The 25,726-nt window shown below is 62.9% G+C and carries 21 protein-coding genes and 2 pseudogenes; 6 read left to right on the plus strand and 17 right to left on the minus strand.

Annotated elements, in window-relative coordinates:
* Window positions 1-315 precede the first annotated feature (315 nt).
* From CNE_RS37505 to CNE_RS37510, 3 genes and pseudogenes are all read right to left on the minus strand, one after another.
* Window positions 316-975, minus strand: a complete 660-nt coding sequence (locus CNE_RS37505; RefSeq protein WP_148271836.1) for a hypothetical protein — start codon at window positions 973-975, stop codon at window positions 316-318.
* Between the two features lie 466 nt (window positions 976-1,441).
* Window positions 1,442-1,615, minus strand: a pseudogene (locus CNE_RS40500) (Tn3 family transposase); the annotation flags it as partial.
* A 178-nt stretch (window positions 1,616-1,793) separates the two neighbouring features.
* The gene (locus tag CNE_RS37510) at window positions 1,794-2,588 is read right to left on the minus strand and encodes an NYN domain-containing protein (protein WP_148271854.1); all 795 of its coding nucleotides are present in this window, start codon (window positions 2,586-2,588) and stop codon (window positions 1,794-1,796) included.
* An 824-nt stretch (window positions 2,589-3,412) separates the two neighbouring features.
* On the opposite strand from CNE_RS37510, the gene CNE_RS40505 reads away from it, so the two are divergent.
* Window positions 3,413-3,742, plus strand: a complete 330-nt coding sequence (locus tag CNE_RS40505) for a hypothetical protein (protein WP_404997169.1) — start codon at window positions 3,413-3,415, stop codon at window positions 3,740-3,742.
* 234 nt (window positions 3,743-3,976) lie between these two features.
* Here the strand turns inward: CNE_RS40505 and CNE_RS37520 are convergent, their stop codons facing one another.
* Both CNE_RS37520 and CNE_RS37525 read right to left on the minus strand, forming a co-directional pair.
* Window positions 3,977-4,396, minus strand: a complete 420-nt coding sequence (locus CNE_RS37520) for a hypothetical protein (RefSeq protein ID WP_049800770.1) — start codon at window positions 4,394-4,396, stop codon at window positions 3,977-3,979.
* A gap of 386 nt (window positions 4,397-4,782) precedes the next feature.
* Window positions 4,783-5,022, minus strand: coding sequence for a hypothetical protein (locus tag CNE_RS37525; protein ID WP_013954277.1), 240 nt, complete (start codon window positions 5,020-5,022; stop codon window positions 4,783-4,785).
* 143 nt (window positions 5,023-5,165) lie between these two features.
* Here CNE_RS37525 and CNE_RS42665 point away from each other — a divergent pair, with 143 nt between their 5' ends.
* A complete protein-coding gene (locus CNE_RS42665; protein ID WP_013954278.1) occupies window positions 5,166-5,312 on the plus strand; it encodes a hypothetical protein in 147 nt (48 codons plus the stop codon).
* A gap of 202 nt (window positions 5,313-5,514) precedes the next feature.
* On the opposite strand, the pseudogene CNE_RS37535 reads toward CNE_RS42665, so the two are convergent.
* The 7 genes and pseudogenes from CNE_RS37535 to CNE_RS37565 form a co-directional block, all read right to left on the minus strand.
* Window positions 5,515-5,914, minus strand: a pseudogene (locus CNE_RS37535) (LysR substrate-binding domain-containing protein); the annotation flags it as partial.
* A 207-nt stretch (window positions 5,915-6,121) separates the two neighbouring features.
* Window positions 6,122-6,898 carry an IclR family transcriptional regulator gene (locus CNE_RS37540; protein ID WP_049800771.1) on the minus strand — a complete coding sequence of 259 codons (777 nt, stop codon included), beginning with the start codon at window positions 6,896-6,898 and terminating at the stop codon, window positions 6,122-6,124.
* A 156-nt stretch (window positions 6,899-7,054) separates the two neighbouring features.
* Entirely contained in the window at window positions 7,055-7,963 is a 909-nt protein-coding gene (locus CNE_RS37545; RefSeq protein WP_013954280.1) for an alpha/beta fold hydrolase, read from the minus strand.
* A gap of 16 nt (window positions 7,964-7,979) precedes the next feature.
* Window positions 7,980-9,290 (minus strand): alkyl sulfatase dimerization domain-containing protein, encoded by a 1,311-nt coding sequence (locus CNE_RS37550; RefSeq protein WP_013954281.1) that lies wholly within the window; start codon window positions 9,288-9,290, stop codon window positions 7,980-7,982.
* A gap of 83 nt (window positions 9,291-9,373) precedes the next feature.
* Window positions 9,374-10,642 (minus strand): alkyl sulfatase dimerization domain-containing protein, encoded by a 1,269-nt coding sequence (locus CNE_RS37555; RefSeq protein WP_013954282.1) that lies wholly within the window; start codon window positions 10,640-10,642, stop codon window positions 9,374-9,376.
* A 52-nt stretch (window positions 10,643-10,694) separates the two neighbouring features.
* Window positions 10,695-11,681: a Bug family tripartite tricarboxylate transporter substrate binding protein gene (locus CNE_RS37560; RefSeq protein ID WP_013954283.1), complete on the minus strand. Its 987-nt coding sequence runs from the start codon at window positions 11,679-11,681 to the stop codon at window positions 10,695-10,697.
* 131 nt (window positions 11,682-11,812) lie between these two features.
* Window positions 11,813-12,781: a Bug family tripartite tricarboxylate transporter substrate binding protein gene (locus CNE_RS37565; RefSeq protein ID WP_013954284.1), complete on the minus strand. Its 969-nt coding sequence runs from the start codon at window positions 12,779-12,781 to the stop codon at window positions 11,813-11,815.
* 263 nt (window positions 12,782-13,044) lie between these two features.
* Between CNE_RS37565 and CNE_RS37570 the strand changes: the two genes are divergently transcribed.
* The gene (locus CNE_RS37570) at window positions 13,045-14,007 is read left to right on the plus strand and encodes a Bug family tripartite tricarboxylate transporter substrate binding protein (RefSeq protein ID WP_041229457.1); all 963 of its coding nucleotides are present in this window, start codon (window positions 13,045-13,047) and stop codon (window positions 14,005-14,007) included.
* Window positions 14,008-14,059: 52 nt separating this feature from the next.
* Here CNE_RS37570 and CNE_RS37575 read toward each other — a convergent pair whose 3' ends face one another.
* On the minus strand, window positions 14,060-16,189 hold the full coding sequence (locus tag CNE_RS37575; RefSeq protein WP_013954286.1) for an acetate--CoA ligase family protein: 2,130 nt from the start codon (window positions 16,187-16,189) through the stop codon (window positions 14,060-14,062).
* A gap of 236 nt (window positions 16,190-16,425) precedes the next feature.
* On the opposite strand from CNE_RS37575, the gene CNE_RS37580 reads away from it, so the two are divergent.
* Window positions 16,426-17,166 carry an SDR family NAD(P)-dependent oxidoreductase gene (locus tag CNE_RS37580; protein ID WP_013954287.1) on the plus strand — a complete coding sequence of 247 codons (741 nt, stop codon included), beginning with the start codon at window positions 16,426-16,428 and terminating at the stop codon, window positions 17,164-17,166.
* A gap of 532 nt (window positions 17,167-17,698) precedes the next feature.
* Here the strand turns inward: CNE_RS37580 and CNE_RS37585 are convergent.
* From CNE_RS37585 to CNE_RS37595, 3 genes are all read right to left on the minus strand, one after another.
* Window positions 17,699-19,105, minus strand: a complete 1,407-nt coding sequence (locus CNE_RS37585) for an alginate export family protein (RefSeq protein WP_041229391.1) — start codon at window positions 19,103-19,105, stop codon at window positions 17,699-17,701.
* Window positions 19,106-19,153: 48 nt separating this feature from the next.
* Window positions 19,154-19,831: a hydrolase gene (locus CNE_RS37590; protein WP_013954289.1), complete on the minus strand. Its 678-nt coding sequence runs from the start codon at window positions 19,829-19,831 to the stop codon at window positions 19,154-19,156.
* A gap of 69 nt (window positions 19,832-19,900) precedes the next feature.
* Window positions 19,901-20,767, minus strand: coding sequence for a pirin family protein (locus CNE_RS37595; protein WP_013954290.1), 867 nt, complete (start codon window positions 20,765-20,767; stop codon window positions 19,901-19,903).
* 830 nt (window positions 20,768-21,597) lie between these two features.
* Here CNE_RS37595 and ilvB point away from each other — a divergent pair.
* Together ilvB and CNE_RS37605 are read left to right on the plus strand one after the other, a co-directional pair.
* A complete protein-coding gene (ilvB, locus tag CNE_RS37600) occupies window positions 21,598-23,376 on the plus strand; it encodes a biosynthetic-type acetolactate synthase large subunit (protein ID WP_013954291.1) in 1,779 nt (592 codons plus the stop codon).
* 336 nt (window positions 23,377-23,712) lie between these two features.
* Window positions 23,713-24,420, plus strand: a complete 708-nt coding sequence (locus tag CNE_RS37605) for a GntR family transcriptional regulator (RefSeq protein ID WP_013954292.1) — start codon at window positions 23,713-23,715, stop codon at window positions 24,418-24,420.
* A 103-nt stretch (window positions 24,421-24,523) separates the two neighbouring features.
* Here the strand turns inward: CNE_RS37605 and CNE_RS37610 are convergent, their stop codons facing one another.
* Window positions 24,524-25,657: an alpha/beta hydrolase family protein gene (locus CNE_RS37610; protein WP_041229393.1), complete on the minus strand. Its 1,134-nt coding sequence runs from the start codon at window positions 25,655-25,657 to the stop codon at window positions 24,524-24,526.
* Window positions 25,658-25,726 lie beyond the last annotated feature (69 nt).

Below are 25,726 nucleotides of genomic sequence, written 5' to 3' on the forward strand. Positions count from 1 at the left end.
TGGTTTCGGCCCGCCGCTGCTAGAGACCGTGGCGGGCGCCGATTCCAGCAGTCTACTGGTCGCGGCGGGTGTGCTTGGCTGGTTGATGGAGCGTACGCCGTCGGCGTTCTGCAATAGCTCTATGCCTCCGACGTTTTCATCACCGGCGCTGAGCGATAAATACATGCGGTGCCACCAGCCCTCCGTGCTAGGTCTCAAGACGACGTCGAATGTCCTCTCTTGCCGTAAGCGGTCTTTCACCTCGGAAATTCGGAGGACCAGCCGTTCCGTTGCTTGCCGTTCGGGAATCTCGACGAGGCCATAGCGGTGCGCCTCCTAAGCATCCGACTGCCTACGACGGTCCCTGTCTCTTTGACTTTTCGCTTTGCGCCACTGTTCGCCTTGCTTGTCCTCGCGGCGCTCATATTGCTTCGCGAGTCTGCTAACGCGGTCGACGATTAAGCGTTCTTTTCGTATTGCCATCAGTTGCTCGGTCATCCACCTGCCAGAAACAGATATATTCCTCAAATCACTCGGACTCCACCGGGGAATTTCTGGGAATAAATTCAGGTACTTGTCCCAGCCGGACTCGTGCTCGTATGGCTTGCGAGAAATATAGGTTCGAATTACCCAACCATCCGGACCAGAATCGCCCAAGAACAAGCCTTCGCGAACGGGCACCGCAAACTGCCTCCATTTCTCCTGATGCGAGACGGACATCAACGGTATGGCAAAACCGAGCGCCAACGAAATGGGTTCCAGGATCCCAGGAACGTCCATGGTACCGACTCGCTGAAGACAACGGGCAATGGCATGAGGCGTGATGGTGAGCGGCTTAAGAATCCAGAATTTGTTTGCTTCAATCGCATGTAACAGTTGGATCCATCGGAAGCCGATGCGTTGGTTGCCTCCAACGATGGACATCCAGAGGAGAGGGTCAGGGGCTGAGTATTCAATGTGCCCGAAAAAGCCATGCGCCTTAAGGGGCGCCAGCAAGTGGTTCTCGGCGTGCAAGCACAAAGTAAACTTGTCCGCGCGTGCCGGTCGAGCTGGAGCTCCATCACAAACGTCGCGAATTATGCGTTCGAGTGAATCCGGCTCGAGTTCAGGGCGGTCCCTGAGGTAAAGATCGGCTCGCCCATGCGCCACCCGCTCGTCTATATACATTAGCTTCTCTGCTGAATCTGGTTCAAATCACTGTTTGGTTCCTGCACAATCCTCAACGCAGCTTCTTCTCGGAATACAGAGATCCCCAGTCGGCCGCGCCGTCTTGTTTCCCGTTTGCGGCCCTCTTTGCAAAATCAGTCGTGAAGACAAAGGTCCTGCTGTGATCTTGAATTCATGCGATACGGACGGATGAGGACGGGCATGCATCCGTGATGCGATTGAGCACACCCAACGAATTGCCACCTCCGTTGCCTAGGAGACCCTCCTTGTGTCCCACAGGCAATCCTGTGAGCGCCGCGGACGCGCGTTTGCCACCGCCCCAATATTTCGGTAGCGCGAACTGATTGTATGCGTTGATAACCTTCACGATGGCCTTGTCGATCCGTTGTTCCGTGACGTGACGCAGGTTCAGCCACGCAATTTGCTTGCGGCTCAGCCCCTTGATGGACCGGGCCGACGTTGGTCCGGTCGACGATGCGAATCGTGGAAGCTTCGAGGCCAATGCGAAATTAGGGGTGCCATGAAACGCTAACTGGACGATTGGCCGAAACGCATTGAGACGGCCCTTCGCTTCGTCGCGGCAAAAGGCCGCTGCTGGCCGGTAGGCCCCCCCGGTCTTACCTCGCACGACCAGTCTCACCTTGGTTTCAGGTAGAGCTGCTTCTGAGTTTGGCCCGGCGGGTGCGCTCTTCTGTCACGAAGATGTCCTGGCGCGATCTCACCAGGTCGGATAGCTTTTTGAATCCATAGACCCGTGGGTCAAAGTCAGGTTGCAGCTTCGTGAGGTAGCTCCCAAACGTCCCAAGGTGTGCCCAGCCGTTCTCGTCCGATGACTGGTCAATCGCGGAAAGCATGAAATCCTGCGGGAAGCTTGGCACCGGCGCTTTGGTTACGGTGTTCGCCTGCGTAACAATGGGCACCACTGCGGTTTCAGGTTTGGCCGCAGCAGCGGGTGTGGCCTCGGCCGGAGCCGGTCGGAGCAACTCGGTGAGCACGAATTTGTTACAGGCATTTCGAAAGGCATCAGGCGTCTTCTGCTCTCCAAAGCCCAGCACGAACAATCCTTCCTCCCGAATCCGAGTCGCCAGCCCGGTAAAGTCGCTGTCGCTCGTCACTAGGCAAAAGCCATCGAAGCGCCGGGTGTAGAGCAAATCCATTGCGTCGATGATAAGCGTGCTGTCGGTTGCGTTCTTTCCTGTGGTGTAAGCGAACTGCTGAACCGGCTTGATCGCATACGTCTGTAGCACCTTCTTCCACGAGGCGCTGTGCGGCGACGTGAAATCGCCATAGATGCGCTTCACCGTTGCCTCGCCAAACCTCGCCACCTCGCCAAGAATGCCCTCAATGACCGCGGCTTGCGCGTTGTCCGCGTCGATCAGAACAGCAAGTCGCAGTGTTGGTTCTTCAGCTTCGATCTTGGCAACTAGTTTTGGAGTAACCATGTTGGGTGAGGTAGGAAGAATGGACTCCAGCATAATACCGGTTCGCGTTGCATGCCCAGGTATCAGGTCAAGGCTGAACTAGGAACGTAGCATTGTCGGCGAGTTCGGTCGTGCATCGCGAAGGGGGTATGTTGTGATTCGCCAACGCAGAAGTCTCCGAAACCGGCGCCAGCGACCGTCGTCTTCGTGGCCGACGCCAGCCGCGCAGCCGTCTCGGCCACCACACCATCCAGGCCGCTGGCGACGGTTTACCATCCTGGCGTAGCCGCGCCCACATCAGTTGCTCGGCAATCCGGTTAATTCCGGTCTGCTGCATTTGCTCGAAGTTGGCACCTGATGCCGTAGAAAAGGCGCCCCTCTCACGGTTTTTGACATAGCCCCACATATGTCAAATTCCGATATCGTTGCAACGCAACGATACGTAAAAAAACAGGCCCCAGCGGCGCATGGACGCGCACGTTATTCCCTAGGGGCGAGCCCAGTGCCTCATCCAGCGTGAGGATCTTCCGAGGAAGGCCCGCGACGCGATGTCGCGCCGATTTGGCGCACTGGCTTCGCTGACCGGGCAGCTTCGGCCATGACAGTCGTGGTCGTCGGACGCGCGCTCGGCTGGATGCTCGGATCGCCGGCCGGCGTCCAACCTGCCGCGCGCGTCCTGGCCACGGCTTGCTCGATACCGCGTCCGACAACGTCTTGAAAGCGTTGACTCATGATGTAGCGGGTCAGTTTTGAAGACATTGCGCCTTCCCTCTTTGATTTCGTGAGTTCATCATAGCGGACCGCGCGGCCTGGTGGGCAAGGGCAGCATGGGCGCATGCCCGCCGATGTGTTGCAGGCGTTCTTGCAGGAACTCCGGGCGCACGCGCGTCACCATCGACCATTCCGCCTTGCCGGCTGCGTTGAAGGGCATCGCGGCCGGGGCGGTCCAAGCCATCTGGCAAGCGGCCAACGAAGCCGCCACCGGCGAGTTGGCCACGCTGCGCGCCGAGGCCCCCCCTGCAGCCATCGCCGCCGAGTCCGAGTCCGAGTCCGAGTCCGAGCCCGACGCGGCGCGGCGCGGACTGAGACCGCGACGGCCCGTGAGAAGGTGGCCGCCCTCGCGGCGCAGCTGGCCGAGGCACCCGACGTGCATGACGCCATGCAGGCGCACTTGACTGCGGAGCCCCAGGTGCACGCGGGGACCCAGGCGCGGCTGGAAGGGGGGCAGGCGAGCTGGAGGCTGCCTGGCGGCAACTGGCGGAACAGCTTACCCAATTCTCGATCAAGCTCGAGCGCGCTCCCGAGCAGGTGACCCTGGCGCAGGAGCAATGAGGGGCTACGCGCACAAGCTTAGAGTTGGCCTTGCCATCCTGGTTGACTCGCGAGCGGGCTGGGCCGACGGAGTGAACTCAGATTTTCCTGTCCCAAGCCACTACACGCCCGTTCTCAATCGTGACGCGGAGTCGACAGCCTCCGCGAGGACCGGGTTCGTACTTCCATACTTCCCGAACTTTCGTCTTGAGGAACTTTTGGTCGATCGCGTAGGGCTTTCCGCGGGAATGCACAAGTTGTTCCGTGGTCTGATCCACCCAAATGTGGGATTTCAAAATCTCACTCGCAATCTCTTCGCCGTACTTTGCGCGCAGCCCTCTCTCCCGCTGCTCTTTCTGAAGCTTCTCTTTTGCAGTGGAGTCTACGAAGATATAAATAGCCGCGAGGACGGATATGATGATGAAGCCGAGGAACACCGGCCAGTATTTTTGAATTTGCTCTACCAGCGACGCTCCTCCGAGGACTAGGGCAACTATCCAAAATCCGCCTCTTGCCATGGCTCCTCCTCTAAGTTCTCTGCTCAGCTTAGGTAATTCTAGTCGTATCCCGAATCAAAAAATGTTTGGAAGAGCACAGTGGGAACACATAGTAGCGTAGCGTGCAATTTTCTAGGCAAGACAACTACAGAAATGCTCCTAGGATTAAGGAAGGCGAAAGGAAATGGCGGACGCCGCGCTTAGGCGGCAACCCAAGTCGTTATCGAACTTCACCTCAGCGCAATTGAACAGGGCCATCTGGGCATTCGCCCGCGGCCAGCGGTGCCCACCCAAGAGGGGTCGTACTCTGCACCCATTGAACATAACGCCCGTAGAGCGAAATTTTGCGGGTTGCTGGGAGGTTATGTTGAAGGGGTGAGGGTGGACGTCTAACGACGCGGACCCTCTCAGTCGGCCCCGGCGCTCGAAACGGCAGCAAAGTCGAAATGCGCGGCGGCATAGATGGCATTGCACGCCCAGACTTCTTCGCCGTCTTTGTAGAAAGTGACCCATTGGCCGTCGCTGACGCCGTAGGCGCCAGGGAAGACTTCGTCATGGCCGTTCGGACCGTCCAGCGGAAAGGGGGCGTGGGGTGTGGCCCAGTATTGGCCGCGCGGTAAGGGCGTGATCGTCTTTGGCATGCTCATCCGGCCCAGTGCGGTGTTACTGAAGGCCCCGGCCTCGCTACGGCGAAGCGGAGGCGATGTCAATGTTGCAATGGCGTAGCCCAGACTCGTGGCAGCTTCGTGTAGTCTCGCTACCATCACCGCTAGTATCGCGTAGGATTTCCATGGCACGATACCTTCCGATTTTAGCCCGGGCCTTCGGCGTCGGCGCCTTCATCGTGATCGCCGCCATCGTCTCCCGGCAGGTATATCTGCGCAGCGCCGCGGAGGGGCTGCCGACGCCGGCGCAGACGAGGAGCCTGCGACAATGATGTTGATACGCTGCAAGACGATGCACGCACGTCTGCAGAATAGGGACAGGTCGACTGCGGAGGCTGACGAGCGGCCACGCGCTCGATGTAGAGAGTCCTGACTTTCCGATTCTGACTAGTCGATCAGGAGCACAGGCAAAAGAATGCCCGCTGCTCGGGCGGGCATGAATCCCTTTCGGAGAAAGAGAGGAGACGAGGCCTTGCTTGAGAGCGCCCCATCGAACTTGACGGTCTCGTGACGGCCTTCGTGGTCAAAGCGCCAAACGCCGTAGGCGCTGTCGTTTTGGCGATGGATGATGCAGTGATGGTGCGAAAGATCGGCAAGCGTCTTAGGGGAGCCGAACCGCTCCAGGTATCCCGGCGATGCACAAATGAACCTCCGGTTCGACATGATGCGGCGGGCCGAGAGCCGTCGGTCGGGAAGCGACCCAAACCGGATGGCCAAGTCAATACCGCTATCCACAAGGTCGACGGGACGGTCTGTCACTTCAAGCTGAGCTTCCACGTGGGTATAGCGCTTGGCGAAATGCGGAGACGAGAGGCGCTATCGTCGCTCGGCCGAAGCAGAGTGTCGCGTTCACCCGGAGGAGTCCACGGGGTGTCTTCTCTTTTCGCGCTACGTGATCAGCGCGAACTCATTCCCCGATCCCACCTACAGCTACCGGGCAGCGAACCCTTGGCGAAGTACGCGGTTGTGGATTCGACAGCTCGATGCTACAGATTGACGGAATCGTCCAGCCGCCAACTCCTTGCGTGAGGTTAGGCGTACGTTCATCCGGGCCTGACTGCGAATCTGGTAAATGGCAACGCTACGGCTGCTGCAACTTTTCGCCGATGCACTTTGCCGCGGTGAGAAGTCCCACGGCGGCTTGCTGCTCCAGCGCGTCTGCCGTGGCCGCGCTGGTCGCCAGGACGCAGGACAGCACCAGCAGCTCGGCGCCAGGCCGTCGGCGCAGCGGTACGCCAAGTGCCACCGTGTCCGGACGCAAGACGTTGCGGCGCTTGACATAACCAAGTCGGGCAAATTCCTTGCGGAATACGTCAAATTCGTCGGCCTGCCGTGCCCAGCTCCCAGGCTCCGCATATTCGATCTCGCGGATCGCGCGCTTGCGTTCGTCTGCCGTGGCTCCCACCAGCCAGGCCGTGCCGGCGGTGCTGGATACCAGTGGCAGCGTGAGGCCCGTGCCGGGCTTGCGCTTGAGCACGTCACGCGTGGTAATGTTTTCCAGCGCGACAATACGCAGATGGTCTCGAACGCCGATCGCCACAGAGCCGTCGATCAGGTCCGCCAGCTCCTTCATAGGGCCCGCCGCCAGCCGGCGCAGTTGCAGCCCCGCTAGCAGCGGGTAGCCCAGGCAGAGAATGCTCATCCCCAATCCGAAATCGCCGCTGTCTGGATGGCGACGCAGGTAGCCGAGCCTGACCAGGGTATGGGTCAGCCTGGAAACCGTAGGCTTTGGCAGACCGGTACGAGCCGCGATCTCGGCATTGCCGAGTTCGGGGGAATCTGCGGAAAAGCACTGCAGGACGCGCAAGCCGCGCTCCAGGGTGCTGGCGAACTGCCGGTCTCCTGGCTCGCGCAGCACCGCCCGAGTCAAGTTCTGGGGCTTTCCGGCGCGGGCTGATGCACTGCGGTCTCGCGGAACGACGTTTGCCATCGGTGGATACCTGGCGAAAGGGATTAGGGGGCAAGCCGACAGTGTGCCACTGTCCGGCTACTTAAAGATGAAATTCGACCCCGCTCAAGCGGTATCCAGGCGGTCGTTAAGGAACTCGGTAATCAGCCGGTTAACACGGGGGCCATGCTCGTGGATGACCCAGTGGCTTCCGTCCGGGATACGCTCGATCCTCAGGTCTGGCGCGAATTGCCTGAGGCCATCAATGCAGCCCATCAGCAAAAAACGGTCCCGTTCGCCCCAGATCACCAGAGTGGGAACGCTGAGTGTCATAGCCGCGGAGTCGAACACAACGCCTGCGGCGCCGCTGTCGCCCAGCGCCGCAGGGTGGAGCGGCGAGGCGCGATAGTAGTCGAGACCTGCCCGTACGGAACCTGGGCGGGACCAGGAGTGCCGGTAGCCAGCTTGAGTTGGCGCGTCGAGCCATTCCGGTTGCTGTCCGTCTTCCGCAAACATACCGAACAGATAAGCAAAGTCATTCGCGCAGATCTGCGCCAGCGCATCGTCGCCGATGAAGAAGTTCATGTAGGCGCTGGCAGCCTGCTGCGCCGGACTTTCCACCAATTCGCGGCGGTAGATCGCCGGATGGACGGCATTGATCATCACCAGTCCATGCAAGCGGGCGGGGTTAGCCAGCGCAACGGCGCACGCGATGGCACCACCCCAGTCATGGCCGACCAGCACGCACTGGGGGTAGCCAAGGTGGTCGATCAAGGCAAGTATGTCGGCCACCATATGACCGGCCCGGTAGCCCTTCACATCTACCGGGCCAGCGGATTCGTTGATGCCCCGCGTATCGAGCGCGACCGCATAGTAGTGAGGGCCAAAGGCCTCAAGCTGGTGGTGCCAGGCCTGCCAGTTCTCGGGAAAACCATGCACGAACAGCAGCAGCGGATGGCCTGGCTCGCCGCAGCTTGCATAGTGCATATCGAAGCCGTTGAGCATGACATGGTGATGACGGATATCCACGTGCATGACTGGGATCCTCTACTCAGTTCCAGGAGAAGTCGGCCGGCGGATCTTCCGCGCTGGTGCTGCCGATCGGCAGGCCGAGCAAGTCTTCGGCGCTGCTAAGCAGGATCTGGCGCGAGACGATCGAGCGCATCTGCTCGGCGCGCTGGCGGCACAGCGCTGCCTTCAGCGCGCGCGCAGCTATCACTTCCGGGATGACCGGATCCGCCAGCGCAAGCAGGTCGATGACATGCAGCGCGAGCTGGGTATCGCCTTCTGCCTGCAGCCTGCGGGCCTCATCGAGCACGTGACCCGGGTTGCCCAGGGCGGACAGCACGGCGTTCGCCGCCTCGGCAGGCCGGGCCGGGTGCAGGTGGGTGGGATTGCGATCCCACCAGCCGTTCTCCATGCGCCAGATTTCCCGGACGATGTACTCGGGATCGCCATAGATCGGCCGCATCCATTTGTGACCAAACAGCGCCTCTGGGTACACCATGTCGTGCAGGATCTCGCGCTCGTTCATGCCGGCGTTCATGCGCTCTACCACCGCATCGCGCAAGTACCGCAGCGCGCGGATGGGCACTTGGAACGCGTCATGGATCTCCTGCGGATCGGTAATCGGGTCGCCAAACTCGGGGAGAACCTGTGTCGGGTTCAGTGCATAGAGGCGCTCCAGCGTGTTTGCCCAGCGCAGCGGGTCGCGGATGGTACGCAGCGGCGTGCCAACGTTGGGAATGCTGCGGATCATCGAGGCGCCGCCATAGAGGAAGCGCGACTCGGGGAGCCACACTGCCAGCGCGTCGTCCGTTTCGGACGGTGCGGCGATCAGCTCAATGCGGCGGTCGCCACCGTCGATCACCATGCGGCTGTCGAACGTCTGGTCCGGCATCGGGTAGCTGTCTGCCGATGCCGGACGCATGGTCTTGCGGAACTGGCGGCTGTTCAACCACGCCTGCAACTGCGCGGTCTCCGTATAGCGCCGGTAGCGCGCCGGCACGCCGGCCTGGGCGATCAGCGCGGGCCGGATCTCGCCGCGTTCCGCCGCGTGTTCCTGCCACAGCCTGGCACCCGCGTTGTAGCCGCTGTGGCCATGGCTGTAGACAATGGCCAGGACCGGCGCCGCGGACAACTCGCGCAAGCGCGTGATCATGGCACGCGTCACGCCACCGCCGGGGCCGGCGTCGACGATCACCACGCCGCGCGCCGTCTCGATGGCCAGGGAATTGCCCTGTCCGCCAAGCGTATGGACACCAGGGATCAGGTTCGTAAAGTACTCGCTGCGCACTAGCACGCCCAGGCCGGCATTCGGCTTGACGCGTTCTTCAATGGCTTGCGTGGTATTGGCTTGCATCTGGGTGACTCCGCGTTGTTGGAGGCGCGCTGGCGCGCCCCGGTCGATTGCCCGACTAGATCGGGCAGATTTATCGTGCCGGTCTACTGCCATGCATAGCCGGCATCGCCGCGCGCACGTTCGGCGGCGCCGACGGGACGGTCGAGCAATTCGTCGGCGGCGCTGAGATAGAGGTGGCGCGACACCACCGAAGTCATAGGCTGGGCCCGGCCTTCGCACAGTGCCGCCTTCAACTCGCGCGCCTGTTTCGATACCGGGTCGCCGTCATCATCGCTGGCGAGCAGGTCGATGACATGCAGGGCCAGTTGCAACTCGCCTGCCGCCTGCAACTCACGGGTGCGTGCCAGTACCCGCTCCGGGTTGGCCAGTGCTCGCCGGACGGCCGCAGCCGCCTTTGCGGGCGCGGCCGGATGAAGGTCAGTCGGATTGCGGTTCCACCAGCCGTTCTCAGAGCGCCAGATGTCATGCATGATGTACGCTGCGCAGCCATACGTTGGCTTCATGAAGCGGCTGCCGAACAGTTCGTCTGGCAGCGGCACATCGTTGATGATGTCGTTCTCGCTCATGCCCGCATTCATCCTGGCCACTACTTCCCGGCGTAAGTAGCGCAGCGCGCGTGCCGGTACAGTCAGGGCCTCATGGATCTCCGCCGCATCCGTCACTGGCTTGCCGAACTCGGGGATCAGCACCGCCGGCGCTAGCTCGGCGAATCGCTCCAGCGTCTGCGCCCAGCGCATTGGATCGCGATAGATGCGGTACGGCGAACCGACATTCGGGCAGGTCTTGATGAAAGCGTTAGAGCCGTAGAGCGTGCGTGCATCGGGTATCCACACCGCCGTGCCATCGTCAGTCTCCGAGGGCGCGTGCATCAACACCACATGCCGCTCGGTGCCCGTCAGGGCCAGCCGGTCCTGATAAGTCAGCGTAGGCATCTGGAACCAGTGCGCGGGCGGCGTGGCGGGATAGTCGCTGCGAAATTGCCGGACATTGGTATAGGCCTGCAAGCCGCCAGTCTCGCGATAGCGCCGGTAGCGCGCCGGCAGGTTGGCATGCGCGACCAGTTGCGGGGTCGGGTCGCCCCGCCTGGCGGCTTCGGCCAGCCATTGCCGCACGCCGTTGTTGTAGCCCATATGGCCGTGACTGTAGACGATATAGGCCACCGGCTTGTCCAGGCTGGCGCGCAATTGCGCAATCATGGCGTCGGTAATGCCGCCGCCGGGGCCGGCGTCCACCAGGAGCAACGTGGCGCCAAGGTCGACCACCACGGAGTTGCCCTGGCCGCCAAGCGTGTACACGCCGTCGGCGTGGCACGCCAGCGCCTGTTTGACCATCAGGATGTTGCTTGTGTCCATTGTCTTCCTCCTGCGAGCGGTGCCGTGCCTGGCACCGGAATTCGAAATGCCTTTATTCCTGGCGGTAGCCGCTGGTGCGCACGATGTCGCCCCATCGCTTGTAATCGCTCGCCACTTGCCGGCCAAAGCGAGCAGCATCCATCGCGCTGGCCGGTTCGGCCCCCAGCGTGTTGAGGCGCTCCATGACCTCCGGTGTGTTCACCAGCTTGACGAGTTCGGCGTTGAGGCGTTTCACCACGGCGTCAGGCGTCTTGGCCGGCGCGAACGCGCCCATCCATCCATCGCTGGAAATCTCTGGGTAACCGAGTTCCGCGAACGTGGGCACGTCGGGCAACAACCTGGTGCGGGTGGCGGAGGTCACCGCATAGGCGCGCAGCTTGCCGGCCTTCACCATAGGCAGCACGGTGGCTTGCCCATCGAAGATCAACTGGACCTGGCCACCGACCACGTCGCCGATGGCTGGTGCCGAACCCTTGTAGCCAACATGCAGCAGGTCGATCTTTTCGTGCCGGTTGAGCAGCAGGCCGGCAAAATGGCTCCAGGTTCCCGGGCTGAAGGAGGCATACGAAACGGTATTGGGATGGGTGCGCGCATAGGCCACCACTTCCTTGACGTTGCGCGCCGGGAAGGCCGCATTGCCCGCAAAGACCAGCGGGCCATTGGCTAGCGCAGCCACGGGCACCAGATCGCGCAGCGGATCGTAGCGGACTGTCGTGTAGTGCGGAACCACCACCACCGGCGCCTGAATGGTCACCAGCACCGTATAGCCATCGGGGTCGGCGCGCACGACCGATTCCGCGGCGAGGGCGCCCGATGCGCCTGGCTTGTTGTCTATGACAACGGCCTGCCCTAGCGATTTGCTGAGCTTCTCACCCAACGCCCGCGCCAGTAGGTCGGTGCTGCCACCCGGCGGAAATGGAACCACCAGGCGTACTGGCCGGCTAGGCCATGGCGTCTGCGCTGCCACAGGCTGGACGATCAGGCACATTGCGGTTGCCGCGATCATGGCCAAGCGGGGTCGACGTCCGAAACTGCTCATGCTCGTCTCCTCAGGAGGCGCCGTTGCGCGCCGTTGTTCCTTAGTTCACTGTTTAGCGGGAATGTCCGGGAAGCCATCGTAGAAGGCAGGAGGTTCGTTATGTGAAATGATTTCGCATATCGAAACACTGGTTACTCCAACACGATGCCTGCACGCTTGATGACAGCGGACCATTTGGCAACCTCGCCGCCGATAAAGTCAGCAAAGGCCTCACTCGATCCGCTCTCCGGTTGGAGTCCGAGGTTGACGAGACGCTCTTTGTTGCCGGGATCCGCCAGAACGGCATTGACGTCGCGGTTGAGTTGCTGGACGACAGCCGGCGGCGTGCCCGCCGGTGCGAGCAGGCCGAACCAGCCATAGCCTATGACCGTCGGATAACCGAGTTCGGAAAAGGTCGGGGCTTCCGGATAGATCGGTGAGCGTTGTTCGGAGGCGATTGCAATCACGCGCAGCCGGCCCGCCTTGATAAAGGGAAGAGCGCTGGTGATGGCCGTGAGCGTGGCGTCAACCCGCCCGGCGAGCAGTTCGGTGTAGGCCGTGGCATCCCCGCGATACTGCACGTTCAGTAGTTTGAAGCCGGCTGCGTTGGCGAGGAGTTCGGATGCCAGATGCGGGGCAGCCCCGACGCCAGTACCGGCGAAGGTCACACCATCCTTTTTCTCGCGGGCAAAGCTGACGAAATCGGCCAGGTTGCGAATGGGCGATGCCGCGTTGACGATCAGGAACAGCGGCGCCACCACACGCGGCCCGATGGCGATGAAGTTCTTGCGGATGTCGTAGTGCCCCTTGATCCCGGCCGCTTCGTTGATGGCGAATGGCGCGGCTGCATACAGCAGCGTGTAGCCGCCAGGCTGCGCCCCGGCGACCATCTCATTGGCGACCCGGGTGGCGGCTCCTGGCTTGTTCTCGACCACGAACTGCTGGCCATACTTCTTGCCCAGGCCTTCCGCGATGATGCGCGCGGAGATGTCGTTGGAGCCGCCGGGGCCATAGGGGGAAACCATCCGGACCGGCTTGGACGGGTAAGTCTGGGCACTGGCGACACCTGGCAGCGTGAGGCAGGCAGCCAGGGCCGCGGTGGCGAACGATCGAAACGTCATTGTCTCCTCCTTGTTTTCTGGCAAGCGCGTGGCAAGCCGTTGGAAGTGTGAGAGACAGCTTAGGAGCGCAATGTCGTGGCACGGTGAATGATTTCGCATATCGAAACATCGTCGAGGACCCGGTGTTTCGGATAGCGAAATGTTGACCGTCTGGATTCGACAGGCGCCGTAGGATCGTCCGACCCGTGGGGGGCGTGGGGGGGAAGTGCCGCCATTGCCCAAGCAGCGGGATCAGAAAAAACCGACAGGAGACAATGATGACGATGTCCATTGGCAAATTGCTTGCCGCCCCGGTGGCCTGCCTGGTGCTCGCGCCCATGGCCCATGCCGATCCCTATCCCAGCAAGCCGATCCGGCTGATTGTGCCCTTTCCTGCTGGAGGCGGTACTGACACGGTAGCCCGCATGATGGCCGAGCGGCTGCAGCAATCGCTCAAGCAGACGGTGGTGGTGGAGAACCGCGCCGGGGCGGGCGGCACCATCGGCACCAGCTATGCGGCGCAAGCCGAGCCCGATGGCTACACCATTGTGCTCGGCATTTCGGCGACCATGGTGATGGCGCCGTTTCTCTATCCCAATGCCGCGTACACGGCCAACCAGCGCTTTGCCGCGCTGGGACAGATCGGGACGGTGTCCAACATGCTAGTGGTCAATCCCGCGTTTCCCGCACACAACCTGAAGGAACTGGTTGCGGCCGCCAAGGCCAGGCCCGGGCAGATCAATTACGGCTCCTGGGGACTGGGCTCGGGCGGGCATTTGTGCGCGGAAATCCTGATGCGCGCGAAGGGCATCACTATGACGCACGTGCCCTACAAAGGCACGGCCCCCGAACTGGCCGACGTGCTCGGCGGCACCATCATGGTCGCCATGGTGGACTCCACGACATCCGCGCCATATGTCCAGGCTGGCAAGCTGCGCGCGCTGGCCGCGTGCACGGAGCGGTCATCCAACCTGCCCGATGTGCCCGGCCTGAAAGACGAAGGCGTGAGCTTCGACAGCAGCTTCTGGTACGGCCTGTTCGCCCCGGCGGGCACGCCCGCACCTGTCCTGAGCCGCCTGCGAGAAGAAGTGGGCCAGATCCTCAAGCAGCCCGCCGTGGCGGCGCGCCTGAAGGATCTGGGCATCCAGGCCACCAACCTGTCGCCGGCGCAGTTCGAGGAGGTGGTGCGCCGCGACTATGCCGGCTGGGGCAAGCTGATTCGGGAGGCGGGCATCAAGGCCGAGTGAGTTGTTGTGAAGCGCGTGCCGGGCCGCCCGTGCTTCGCTTGCGCCGGGCGGATCAGGCCGTTGCCAGCCTGTCGGACGCGTTGCCGGCGCCGATCACCACGGCGTCCAGCGCGAGCGCACCCCCGCCCAGCGGCAGGACGATGAACGGATTGACGTCGACGCTGACCACGGCGTCACGATTTGCCCACGCGAAGCGGGAGAGTGCCGCCAGTGCGCTCGCCAGCGCGGACACGTCGGCTGGCGGCTGGCCCCGCATGCCCGCTAGCACCCGCCGTCCGCGGATCTCGTCGATCATCGCATGCGCCTCCCGCTCGTCAAAGGGCGCCATGCGGAAGGCGACATCCCGCACGGCTTCCACGAGCACGCCGCCCAAGCCGAACATGACCACCGGGCCATAGACGGGATCGCGCTGCACCCCCAGGATGCATTCCACGCCACCCTTGATCATCGGTGCGACCAGTAAGCCATCGAGCCTAGCCGCAGGCGCATGGCGCGCCGCCTCCTCCAGGATCTCGCGGTAGGCGGCCCGGACCGCACCGGCATCCTGCAGGTGCAGACGTACGCCGCCAATGTCGCTCTTGTGGGTGATGTCGGCAGAGACCAATTTCATCACCACCGGGTAGCCAAAAGCCGCTGCCGCGGCTACTGCTTCATCTTGGCTGGCCACACGCTGGTGCGCCACCACCGGGACGCCGGCAGAGCGCAGCAAGGCCAGGCCGGCAGGTTCATCCAACACGCCAGCCTCGATCGTGGCTGGATTCTCCGAATACGGGCTCAAGCCCGGGTCGCAAGCGGGGCGGGCTATCGCCGCGGTGTCGCCCAGGCACTTCAGCGCGCGGACTGCGGCGCTCGGGTCCGCGAACACCAGGCAGCCCAGCGCTTCCAGCGCGCGGCGCCGCTCTGGCGTGAATAGCGAGCACAGGGCCAGCGGCGTATCGGGATACTCGGCGCGTATGGTCTTGGCGAATGCGAGCAGGTGGGGCCAGAAGGTAGCGGAGGTGCCCGCCGCCGCCAGGAATGCCAGCAAGCTGCCGTAGCTTCCGCTGTCCAGCATGGTACGGGCGGCAAACGTCATCAGTTCCGGCTCGGAGGTTACCTGGCCGGTGATATCGACGGGGTTGCGTGGCGCGGCAAATGGCACGCGTGCCATGATCGCGGCTTGTGCGCCAGCCGGCATCGGCACGAGCTCCAGGGCCGCGTCGGCGGCGTCGTCGGCCATCAGCGCACCCACGCCGCCCGACAACGTCATGATGCCCAAGGCGTTGTTCGCGGGGCGCACGGGGCCGCTTAGCGCGTAGCCCACGTTGAAGAATTCATCCAGCGTGCGCGTGCGAATGGCGCCGTACTGGCGCAGCAGCGCGTCGAAGACGGCATCGTCACCGGCCAGCGCCGCGGTATGGGATGCGGCTGCGGCCGCGCCGGACGCGGTACGCCCGACCTTCGTCACGATCACCGGTTTGCCCGCGTCGCGTGCCAAGGATAAAGCGGCCTTGAGCTTGGCGCCATCGCGGCAGCCTTCTACATAGCCCATGATCACCCGGGTATCGGGATCGCGGGCCAGCCACGCGACCGCGTCCGCAAACTCGATATCGCATTCGTTACCGGTGCTAATCCAATAGGAAAGGCCGATATCCCGCTCCCGTGCCATGGCGTAGGCGTAAATGCCGAAGGCGCCGCTTTGTGACACGATGCCAACCGCGCCGGGACGGGCACGAGCAGCATGGGGTGCTGGCGAGAAGGTGGCATAGACCTGATCACGGGTGTTCATGAAGCCCAAGCAATTGGGGCCCAGAATGCGAACGCCGCGCGTGCGTGCCAACGCGGCCAGGCGTGCCTGCGCGGCGCGGCCAGTCTCGCCGACTTCCGCGTAGCCGGATGTAAACAGCACCACGCTGCACACCCCGGCCTCAGCCGCATCTTTGACAGCCTGTTCGGCTCGTGCCATCGGCACCGCCACAATGGCCAGGTCGGCTGGCGCCCCAATCGCCGCCAAGCTCGGGTAGGCGGGTACGCCTTGCACCTCGCCGGCGTTCGGATTGACCGGATACAGCTTGCCGTCGTACTCGTATTTCAGCAGGAGAGCGAGCGGCACACCGCCAATCTTGTCGGGATTGGTGGAAGCGCCGATCAGGGCGATGCTGCGGGGCCGGAACATCCGGTCAAGGCTGGCGTGATCAAACATGGGTTCTCTCCTTCGGAGGGCGTCAGGTTGGCCCTGGGTGGCCTACAGCCTAGCGCTGCGTGTGCGCGCATCCGTGCAAGATTTCGCATAGCGAATCTGCGTACGTTGTCCCGATCAAGCTCTGATAGCCGCGGATGTCGAGCGGTGTTTCGCATATCGAAACTATCAGACTGATTGAGTTAAACATCATCTATGTTTGTCCGACTATCCCAATTCGCCGAGCTATAGGAGCCCAGATGAACAATTCCCAGGCGCACGCAGACCTGCATGGCAAGGTTGCCGTCATCACCGGCGCGGGGCGCGGCATCGGTCGTGCCATTGCGATGGCTTACGCCCGGTCTGGCGCGGCGGTGGTGTGCAGTGCGCGCACAACCAATGAAATTCAGGACACCGTGCATCAGATCGAAGCCGCCGGTGGCAAGGCGGCAGCAGTAACGGCGGACGTGTGCGACTACGCTGCCATGGAAGCCCTGTTCGCGACCAGCTTTACCCTGTTCGGCGGGGTGGACATCGTGGTGGCGAACGCCGGCGTTTCGATGCAGAGCCGCAAGGTCGAACACTGCGATCCCGAGCTCTGGCGACAAACCGTCGAGGTCAACCTCATTGGCGCCTTCCATACAGCGCGCGCGGCCCTTCCGCATCTGCGGCGGCGCGGTGCCGGCAAGATGATCTTCACTGGCTCCGGCTCACGCCACCGGCCCAATCCCGGCATGTCCTCCTACGCCAGCGCCAAGCTGGGCATGTGGATGCTGACGCAGACCCTGGCCGTGGAACTGTTGGACGCTAACATCAGCGTGAACGAGTTGATCCCGGGACCGGTACGCACCGAGATGACGGGCTTCGGCGATAAGTTCGCGCCGGCCGGGGAGTGGGTCAAGGATCCGGAAGATGTGGTGCCGCTGGCGCTGTTCCTGGCCGGACAGGGCGATGCTGGGCCGACCGCGCAGAGTTTCAGCTTGATGCGGCGCGCCGGCTGACAATCCCAGCGGGGGACTACCGCCAGCAGGCCTGGCCCGCAGCGCCAAAGCAAAAATATAGCGGTCGCATCGCCACACTTCGCTCTATCACCCGACAGGCATCCCTTCAGCGAGTATGACGCGGTGCCCGCTGACTCCAGCGTTTGGCAAAATGCAGCCGAAGCTTAGTCGGGGCCGATAAGGAACCCGCGGCAATGATGTTGATCCGATGAAACGATGCATTTCCGCCTTCAGAATCGGTACAGGTCCGCCGACACGGCGGCTGCAGCCGAGCCGCCACGCGCTCGTTATCGAGAGTCTTGAACTCGGCGGACGTTCGATCCAGCCGCTAGTCGACAAGGGGTCCGGCAACGGGAGAGAGTTGAGCAGCTTCGGCCTGGCCGAGTACATGGAGCACGAGGCGATCACCGGATTGAAGTGTCTCGACGGGCGCTGGCGAGCCTGGAGCGTCCCGGTCGGATCCCGAGGTGCGCAAGTTGCAGCTCGTTGTGGCTCGAGGAATGCTGCGGATTGAATAAGGTGTGCCAAGCTGTCAGAACGTATAGGCTGCTGCCACATACGTAAAGTTGGTATTGTGCCCGCCGACCGAACCCAGTACCCGGGCAACGTCCACATGCACCACGCCGGCATTGATGGCGATATGCCGGTCCACCTGCCACAGCATATCGAAGGCAAGCTGGCTGCCCGTGTAGCGCCCGGACCGCCCGGCGGTGCCGGCAATCGGAAGTCCCGCGGCGGTGTACACCGCATCGTTGGTGGTCTGCCGCCAGATGAAGTCCCACGATAGAATGAATCGCAGCGTCGCCGTGGGCTTGAAGGTCAGCGAAGGCTGGAGATCCATCACGTTCGATGCGCCAAGCAAGCCTGCCTGGTTGAAATAGGCAAGTTTTGGGAACAATCCGCCATAGGTGCCCAGCTTGCCATCCTGGGGATCGCGGTCGCCGCTGCCGACGGTCGCCTTCAGCCCGGCGCGCGCGCCCCATTCAGCCAACTTGAATGCATAACCGGTATCGGTGGAAACGCCCCAGGCGAACAGATCCTGCCGACCAAAGCTGCCGAACTGCGCAAGCGCTTCCCAATCCCAGTCCCAGGGTCCGTGGCTGCCAAAGATGCGCCCACCGGCTGAGTGCCTGCGCTCCACGCCCGTGCCGATGCTGTAGCGCGCCTGGCTGTTCTCGAAGCCCAGGTAGTAGAGATCAGCGCCCGATGCCGGGATGACCGTCTTCGGAAAGGTTGCATAAAGGCCCCAGAACCCTTGCGCATGGTTGGGCGTGTCATCGAAATTGCCGGTTTTGAGCAATACGGGACGCGTGGCAAAGGCATCGAGCTTCACCTCGCCGACCTTGCCGCCGAGCCGTGCGCCGTCGAACGAACGCCTGACGTTGGGCGCATCGCGCACGGACACCAGCCGTTGCGAGCCGAATGCCATTTCCTGCCGTCCGATGCGCAGGATCGGCAGCTCGGAATCCGCTCGCGGGCCATCGGTGACGGGCAGCCGTATATCGACAAAGGCCTGCTGCACATCCGCCCGGTCTTCATATGGCGGCGTCGCGATGTCCTTGCCGGGCGCGAGTTGGTTGCCGAGTTGGGCAAACACGCGGAAGTAGCTGCCGACATGCAGGTCGGCATGGAGCAGCAGGCGATGCAGCAGGTAGCTGTCTGAGGAGGGGCCTGGCACGCCGAAGTTCGGCGCGGAGTAGCTTTCGAAGCGTTCCCGCAGTTCGCCGCCCAGGCTCAGGTAGGCGTCCGGCGCGCCCAGCGGGATCAGCTTGACCGGATCCCATGGGTCGCTGCGCCTGGCCGGATCCTGCAGGTAGCGGTAGTCCTCGGTGTAGCGGAGGAAATTGTAGGGCGGGGCAGACCCTTGCGCCTCTGCGCGGCATGGTATGCCCGCCATGGCCATGGCAAGCGCCAGGATAGGTCCGAAGGCTCGTGTCATGGGATGCGGCCTGCGCGGCATGGCCACAAGGCCAAGCCGCGCGCGCGGTCAACGTGCAGAGTCCAACGCTTCGCCGTTCTTCTGTACGTCCTGCGCCTTCGTATAGCTTTCGATCAGCAATTGATAGGCGGGGAAGATCTTGGTATAGACCTCGGCCCATTGCTGCGCGTCATCGCGGTGCCAGGTCTGCTGCAGTTCCGAAGCCACCGCGGCCGTGTCCATCGGCACCACACCGGCCTGGACCACGCGCGCCAGCGTGATCTCCTGCGCCATCTTCGAGTACGTGCCCGAGGCATCCACCACTGCGAACACCCTGTAGCCGTCCGCCACCGCGCTGATGGAGGGGAATGCCATGCAGACGCTGGTAATGGTGCCGGCGATAATCAGCGTCTTGCGTCCGGTTGCCTCGACCGCGGCGACAAAGTCAGGATTGTCCCAGGCATTGATTTCACCCTTGCGGGCGACGTACTTGGCATGCGGGGCGTTCTCGTGGATCTCGGGGATCAGCGGCCCATTAGGGCCTTGCGGCACCGAGGCGGTGGTGATGACCGGCAGCTTGCTCAGCGTCGCCATCTTGGCCAGGGCCGCGGCGCGCAGGCGCAGCTCCGGCATCGGCATGTCGCCGACAGTCTGAAACAGGCCGCTCTGGTGGTCGATCAGCAGCATGGCGGTGTCGGCCGGGTCGATCGCGGGGCGCTTGCCATTGAAGTTTGCGGGCTGGCTCATGGTGTTGCTCCTTGTCAGAAGGCTTACTGCGGGACGATACCTGCCGCGATTGGCACGGCAGGTGCGGGATCAGGCAGAGGCAGGTACAAAGCGGCCGTTGTTGAAGTCGCTCAGGGCCTGCTGGATTTCCTGCTCGGTATTCATCACGAACGGGCCATAGCCCACTACGGGTTCGTCGATCGGTTCTCCTGTCAGCAACAGCACGACTGTGTCTGTGGAGGCTTCCAGCGTCAAGCTGGCGCCACTGCGGTCAAGGACGGCCATCTGTGCCTCGCCCGCCACGGTGTCGCCGTTGATGCGCACGCGGCCGCGCAGGACTACCAGCGCCGCGTTCCAGCCATCGGGCAGGGGCAGGGTCGACACGCCGCCCTGGACCAGGCGCAGGTCCCATACATGCATCGGCGTGAAGGTGCGCGCCGGACCGGCATGCGCACCATACTGGCCGGCGATGACGCGCACCGTGCCGGCGCCATCGGGCAGCGCCACGGCGGGAATGTCGCGGTCGAGGATGGCCTGATAGCCTGGCGCCGTCAGCTTGTGCCTTGCCGGCAGATTGACCCAGAGCTGCACCATCTCCAATGGGCCGCCGTCGCGGGTGAAGGCCTCCGAGTGGAATTCTTCATGCAGGATGCCTGCGCCAGCCGTCATCCACTGCACGTCGCCGGGCCCGATCACGCCGCCCTGGCCGGTCGAGTCGCGATGTGCGACTTCGCCCTTGTAGACGACGGTGACGGTCTCGAATCCGCGGTGCGGATGCGTGCCGACGCCGCGCGGCCGGTCCGTGGGCCCGAAATCGGCCGGGCCGGCGTAGTCCAGCATCAGGAACGGGCTGAGCTGACGGGCATGGCTCTGGTAGGAGAACATCGAGCGCACGGGGAAGCCGTCGCCCACCCAATGGGAACGCGGGGCGCTGTAGACACCAAGCAGTCGCTTCACTATGAGGCTCCTTTCTGCGGGCTGGGAAGTCGTGGGGCATTAGTGAATGGAGAATAGGCTCCCTGGGTCTGGCGCGGTAGCTCGCGGGACTAGAACTCAGCGTCCTATGAGGTGAACGGCCACCACAACAAGTGGCGTGCAAAATCCAAACAGTCTTCACGTACCGGGACGCACTGGCTACCGCGGTGCACAACATGGGGAGCCCCCTGTGCAGCACATCGGTCAGTGCCGGCAAGCCGCCCTTGTACGAGATCTTCTGCAGGTTAATGCCGTGGTCAGACGGATGATTAAACGCTTGTGCGGGCCATTCTACGGATGGGAGCGGAGCATGATGTGCCGTTCCCATGCCAAACGGCATGGGGTGTGTAGGCGAAAATTCCGCGGTGACGAGCCAGGCCGGCACGATGTGCCGCAACGTGGCGGGACGCCGCGTTTGCGGTTGCCGCCTGTCTGGGCAGCTCCTCGCTATTGGCATTTCCCTCGTGCTGTGGGTCCCGGCGGGAGTAGCGCGGACTGGTACACAACGATCACTTTGCGCGCATGCGTAGCCGGTCCGCGGCTCCCACGCCTGCGGAGCCGGCCGTCTTCGTCCACAGCGAGTCGTTAGGGGGCCGAAGGCGATCAAGTCGGGGAACGAGCGGCGCGGCGCGGTCCGCCGGCCCTGCCGGCGGCAGACTTGCGGATTGTCCGCGCGCCCCGGCGGCACGATTAGCTGCCGGCACCCGCACCGGCAGCTCATTTCAGCAGCCCATGCGGCAGGCCTGTCCCTAGAATTTTCTTCGCGTCCGCACCATCGGTGGACGGTGCCGAAAAGAAAAGAGAGACAAGCCATGAACATGCCAACCCTGGAGTTCCGCAATACCCCTGCAAAGCCCAATGCCCGTGCGCCGCGCGTGCTACGCGGTGCCGAGATGATCGTCGAAGCCCTGCTCGCCGAGGGCGTGCGTACCGTTTGGGGCTATCCGGGTGGGGCGGTATTGCCGATCTACGATGCCATTGCCAGCCAGACCGGCCTGGAGCACCTGCTGGTGCGGCATGAGCAGGCCGCAGTGCACGCCGCGGACGGCTATGCCCGCGCCAGCGGCGAGGTGGGCGTCGCCCTGGTGACGTCCGGTCCGGGCCTGACCAATGCAGTCACCGGAATCGCCACGGCTTATTTCGATTCGATCCCGCTGGTGGTGCTGTCGGGTAACGTGCCAACGACGATGATCGGCGAGGATGCCTTCCAGGAGTGCGACGCCGTCGGCATTACGCGGCCCATAGTCAAGCACAACTTTCTAATATCCGATATCGGCAACCTCGCCGTCACCCTGAAAAAGGCCTTTCACCTGGCCCGCACCGGCCGTCCGGGACCGGTGTTGGTGGATATCCCCAAGGACATCGCGCTCGCCAGCGCGCCTTTCCACTATCCGGACAAGGTCGAGATCCGCTCCTACCGGCCTGCGGTGGAGGGCCACGAAGGCCAGATCCGCCACGCCGCCCAGTTGCTGCGCGAGGCGCGGCGGCCATACCTGTACGTTGGAGGAGGTGCAGTCACGGCGGGGGCCACCGTAGCCTTGCGGGAGCTGGCGGCACTCGCCGACGCGCCTGTCACCACTACGCTCATGGCACTCGGCGCCTTTTCCGCCACCGATCCACGCTATCTCGGCATGCCGGGCATGCACGGCACCTACGAGGCCAATCGCACCATGCAGGAGTGCGACGTGCTGGTTGCCATTGGGGCGCGCTTCGACGACCGGGTCATCGGCAATGTCGCCGACTTCTGCGCGACCCCCAGGCAGATCGTCCATATCGACATCGACCCAGCCAGCATCGGCAAGCGCGTGCGCCCGACCGTGCCGATCGTCGGCGACGCGCGCCGGGTGCTGGAGAAGCTGACCGCCGCGCTGCGCGAAGCGCGCACACCGCTGGCCGACCGCGCGGACTGGTGGCGGCGCATCGACAGCTGGCGCGCGCGGCGGTGCCTGGCCTATGTGCGCGACGGCCAGCGCATCAAGCCGCAGTACGTGATCGAGACGCTGTCCAGGCTCGCCGGCGGCGACGCCATCATCTGCTCCGACGTGGGACAGCACCAGATGTGGGCCGCGCAGCATTACCGCTTCACCCAGCCCCGCCGCTGGATCAATTCGGGCGGCCTCGGCACGATGGGCGTGGGCCTGCCCTACGCGATGGGCGTCAAGCATGCCTTCCCGGAGCGTGACGTGATCGCCATCACGGGTGACGGCTCGATCCAGATGTGCATCCAGGAGCTGTCGACCTGCAAGCAGTATGACCTGCCGGTCAAGATCGTCTCGCTCAACAATGGCTATCTGGGCATGGTGCGCCAGCTGCAGCACGTTGAGTATGAACGACGCTATTCGCAGTCATACATGGAAGCCCTGCCCGACTTCCCGGCGCTGGCGCGGGCCTATGGCCACATCGGCCTGTCGGTAAACACCGAGGCCGATGTGGAGCCGGCTTTGCGCGACGCGCTGGCGCAGAAGACCCGTACGGTCTTTCTTGATATCCACGTGGATGGCAGCGAGAACGTGTGGCCGATGATTCCCGGCGGGCACGGGCTTGGCGAGATGCTGTTGGGTGAAAGCACATCGACCGATGCCTCGCGTTGAGACAGAAGGCGGAATCGGGCACATCCCTGAGCCGACCATAGGACGAGCGGAGGCCTTGTCCAGCCGATAGCGCGTAGCGCCGGTGATGGCGTTCCGCAGCGTGCATCTGCATGTCTGCAAGCACCCCGGATTCACTGATTGCGTCTGGGGGCGAGCCTTGTCACTTCCACGTTTTCATTGTCATGGAAAGCTACGGCCGAGCGCACGCCGGACCGGCGGTGACGGGCATCCTCCGGGCGGAACGCCGGGCGCTCCCGTATAGATATCGACCACCAGAGTCGGGCGGTTTGTTATGCTTGCCTCATATCGGTCCAATATTTACTTGGTGCGACGCCAGTGTCGAAAGCATTGACTATTGAAAGCACACCCTCGACGAGGGTAGAGACGGCTATAGAAAAACTAAGAGAGGCGCTGCTGCGTGGCCATTTCCCCCCCGGTGCATCGGTCAGAGAAATTGATGTTTGTGCGCTCTGCGGCGTCAGCCGCACGCCCGCCCGATCAGCTATGCTGGCCCTGCATAGCGAGGGTTTGCTCGACTATGTCGCGCAGAAAGGTTATCGAGCAAGGCGCTTCGAGATGGCAAATACGCAGGATGCGTATGCGATCCGCGGCGTGGTGGAGGGACTCGCTTGCCGCCTGCTTGTCGAACGCGGCCTGGCCCATCTGGTTGTGCCCCGCTTGCAGGCGCTTGTCGCGCTAGGTGACAAGCTGATTCGGAACGCTGAGAAAGCGCCATTCGATACAGCGGCCTGGAGCCAGATGAATGCAGACTTCCATAAGATTCTCCTTGAACCGATGAACCCGGTGTTCGACGAGGTTTCCGGGTATGCGCGGCGCGTTCCGCATGCCGCTCCGACGACCACCGCAGACTGGCGCGCGCAACCGGATATCGATCTGATCAAGAGCGCCCAGAATGACCACCGCAAAATCGTGAATGCGTTGGCAAACAATGAAGCGACCCGTGCGGAGGAGTTGATGCGTGAACATCTCTACAACGCCGGCGAGGTGTTGCGGCGCACACTGGATGCAACAATGGCCGGATAGGTATCAGAGCGAGTCCAGCGTCATGGTCGGCGACAGGTGCTCCACCATTGCGTTGCTGCGGACCACAGGTGGCCGGTATGCGAGCCCTGCCGCGTCGCTCGACTCAGCGAACGTGCTTGTCGATCCAATCGACAATCGTGTTCGCCCCAAATTCAACCAGTTCGGTTTGCCCAACGAGATAATGGTTGCCAGGCTCGATTCCCACTGTCGTGATACGGCCCGCGGCTGATGCCTGCCATGCATCCCGCGTGCTGGGGAACGTGGATGCGTCAGCGGTGTGGACCAGAAGCAAGACCGGCACGCTGGTTTGCTTGAGGTTGGCCGGGCCCAACGCACGGGATTTCGATGAGAACTGCGACATGAATGCCCGGAGACTTGTCACTCTCCCAAATGCGTTGGCAGCATAGTTCACGGTGCGCGGATCACCCCATACACTGCCCCATTTGCGATCGTTGCGATCCAGGCTTAAATCGATCATGCGCGGATCGGAATGCGTTCGGTTGATGATGAAGATGCGATCCGCCGGTCCGTTCGGCCGCTTCCTGAGCGCCGCGATCTCGGCCTCTACCCAGCCTTCAATCCGCGCGCGGCGCGCAAGCTGCGCCGCGCGGAAGGTGGCGATGAATTGCGACGTAAAGGGCGGCTTGATGGGGCCTTCGTAGATATCCAGTTCCAGGTTGGTCGCAAACAGGTCGTGCTCGTTCACTACCGCCGGGTCGACCCATTCTGCGAAGATATCTGCGCGCCCCAGGTGAGCGGCGCTAAGAACGATGCCGTCTGCCGGAGGAATGTCATCCTTTGTGATTCCGGTCGGGCCGCCTTCGATGAATTCGTGCACGGTCAGGTTTTCCGATTCGGACTGATAAAACGCCGCGAGAGCACCTCCGCCGGAGCTGCCGATCAGGATGATTTTTTGGTAGCCACGGCTGCGCAAATACCGAATGCCGGCCCCGAGGTCGAGGATGACACGTTCCATTTGCAACAGCGTGTCGTTGCCCGCGTAACGGGAGTTGAGCGCCAGACATGGCACATTCATCGCCGCCAGCGGCCCGACAAAGTAGTGTCCCATGTAGTTCGACGTTGGATGCATGATCAGGGCTGCCGTCTTGGGATTACCGCTCATCGGCCGCCCCAGCACGCCGTAGATTCTCGGCCGCAGATTCTGGAGTCCAGACTGGCTTTCCATGACTACTCCATGTCGCACATCGATTGCGACATGTTCAAAAACGACGTTCATGCTCTGGTTCCTTGAATGAATGGTTGGCTTATGCCCTGGCGAATCCGGAACGACAAATAGGGACCTTGG

It is taken from the genome of Cupriavidus necator N-1 (assembly GCF_000219215.1).
Taxonomy (GTDB): domain Bacteria; phylum Pseudomonadota; class Gammaproteobacteria; order Burkholderiales; family Burkholderiaceae; genus Cupriavidus; species Cupriavidus necator.

Coding starts and splice junctions, on each gene's coding strand:
- CNE_RS37560 (WP_013954283.1), bottom strand. CDS start 11,681: ATGAGCAGTTTCGGACGTCGACCCCGCTTGGCCATGATCGCGGCAACC.
- CNE_RS37585 (WP_041229391.1), bottom strand. CDS start 19,105: ATGACACGAGCCTTCGGACCTATCCTGGCGCTTGCCATGGCCATGGCG.
- CNE_RS37580 (WP_013954287.1), top strand. CDS start 16,426: ATGAACAATTCCCAGGCGCACGCAGACCTGCATGGCAAGGTTGCCGTC.
- ilvB (WP_013954291.1), top strand. CDS start 21,598: ATGAACATGCCAACCCTGGAGTTCCGCAATACCCCTGCAAAGCCCAAT.
- CNE_RS37610 (WP_041229393.1), bottom strand. CDS start 25,657: ATGAACGTCGTTTTTGAACATGTCGCAATCGATGTGCGACATGGAGTA.
- CNE_RS37525 (WP_013954277.1), bottom strand. CDS start 5,022: ATGAGCATGCCAAAGACGATCACGCCCTTACCGCGCGGCCAATACTGG.
- CNE_RS37555 (WP_013954282.1), bottom strand. CDS start 10,642: ATGGACACAAGCAACATCCTGATGGTCAAACAGGCGCTGGCGTGCCAC.
- CNE_RS37545 (WP_013954280.1), bottom strand. CDS start 7,963: ATGCACGTGGATATCCGTCATCACCATGTCATGCTCAACGGCTTCGAT.
- CNE_RS37520 (WP_049800770.1), bottom strand. CDS start 4,396: ATGGCAAGAGGCGGATTTTGGATAGTTGCCCTAGTCCTCGGAGGAGCG.
- CNE_RS37510 (WP_148271854.1), bottom strand. CDS start 2,588: ATGGTTACTCCAAAACTAGTTGCCAAGATCGAAGCTGAAGAACCAACA.
- CNE_RS37550 (WP_013954281.1), bottom strand. CDS start 9,290: ATGCAAGCCAATACCACGCAAGCCATTGAAGAACGCGTCAAGCCGAAT.
- CNE_RS37575 (WP_013954286.1), bottom strand. CDS start 16,189: ATGTTTGATCACGCCAGCCTTGACCGGATGTTCCGGCCCCGCAGCATC.
- CNE_RS40505 (WP_404997169.1), top strand. CDS start 3,413: ATGTGTTGCAGGCGTTCTTGCAGGAACTCCGGGCGCACGCGCGTCACC.
- CNE_RS37565 (WP_013954284.1), bottom strand. CDS start 12,781: ATGACGTTTCGATCGTTCGCCACCGCGGCCCTGGCTGCCTGCCTCACG.
- CNE_RS42665 (WP_013954278.1), top strand. CDS start 5,166: ATGGCACGATACCTTCCGATTTTAGCCCGGGCCTTCGGCGTCGGCGCC.
- CNE_RS37590 (WP_013954289.1), bottom strand. CDS start 19,831: ATGAGCCAGCCCGCAAACTTCAATGGCAAGCGCCCCGCGATCGACCCG.
- CNE_RS37570 (WP_041229457.1), top strand. CDS start 13,045: ATGTCCATTGGCAAATTGCTTGCCGCCCCGGTGGCCTGCCTGGTGCTC.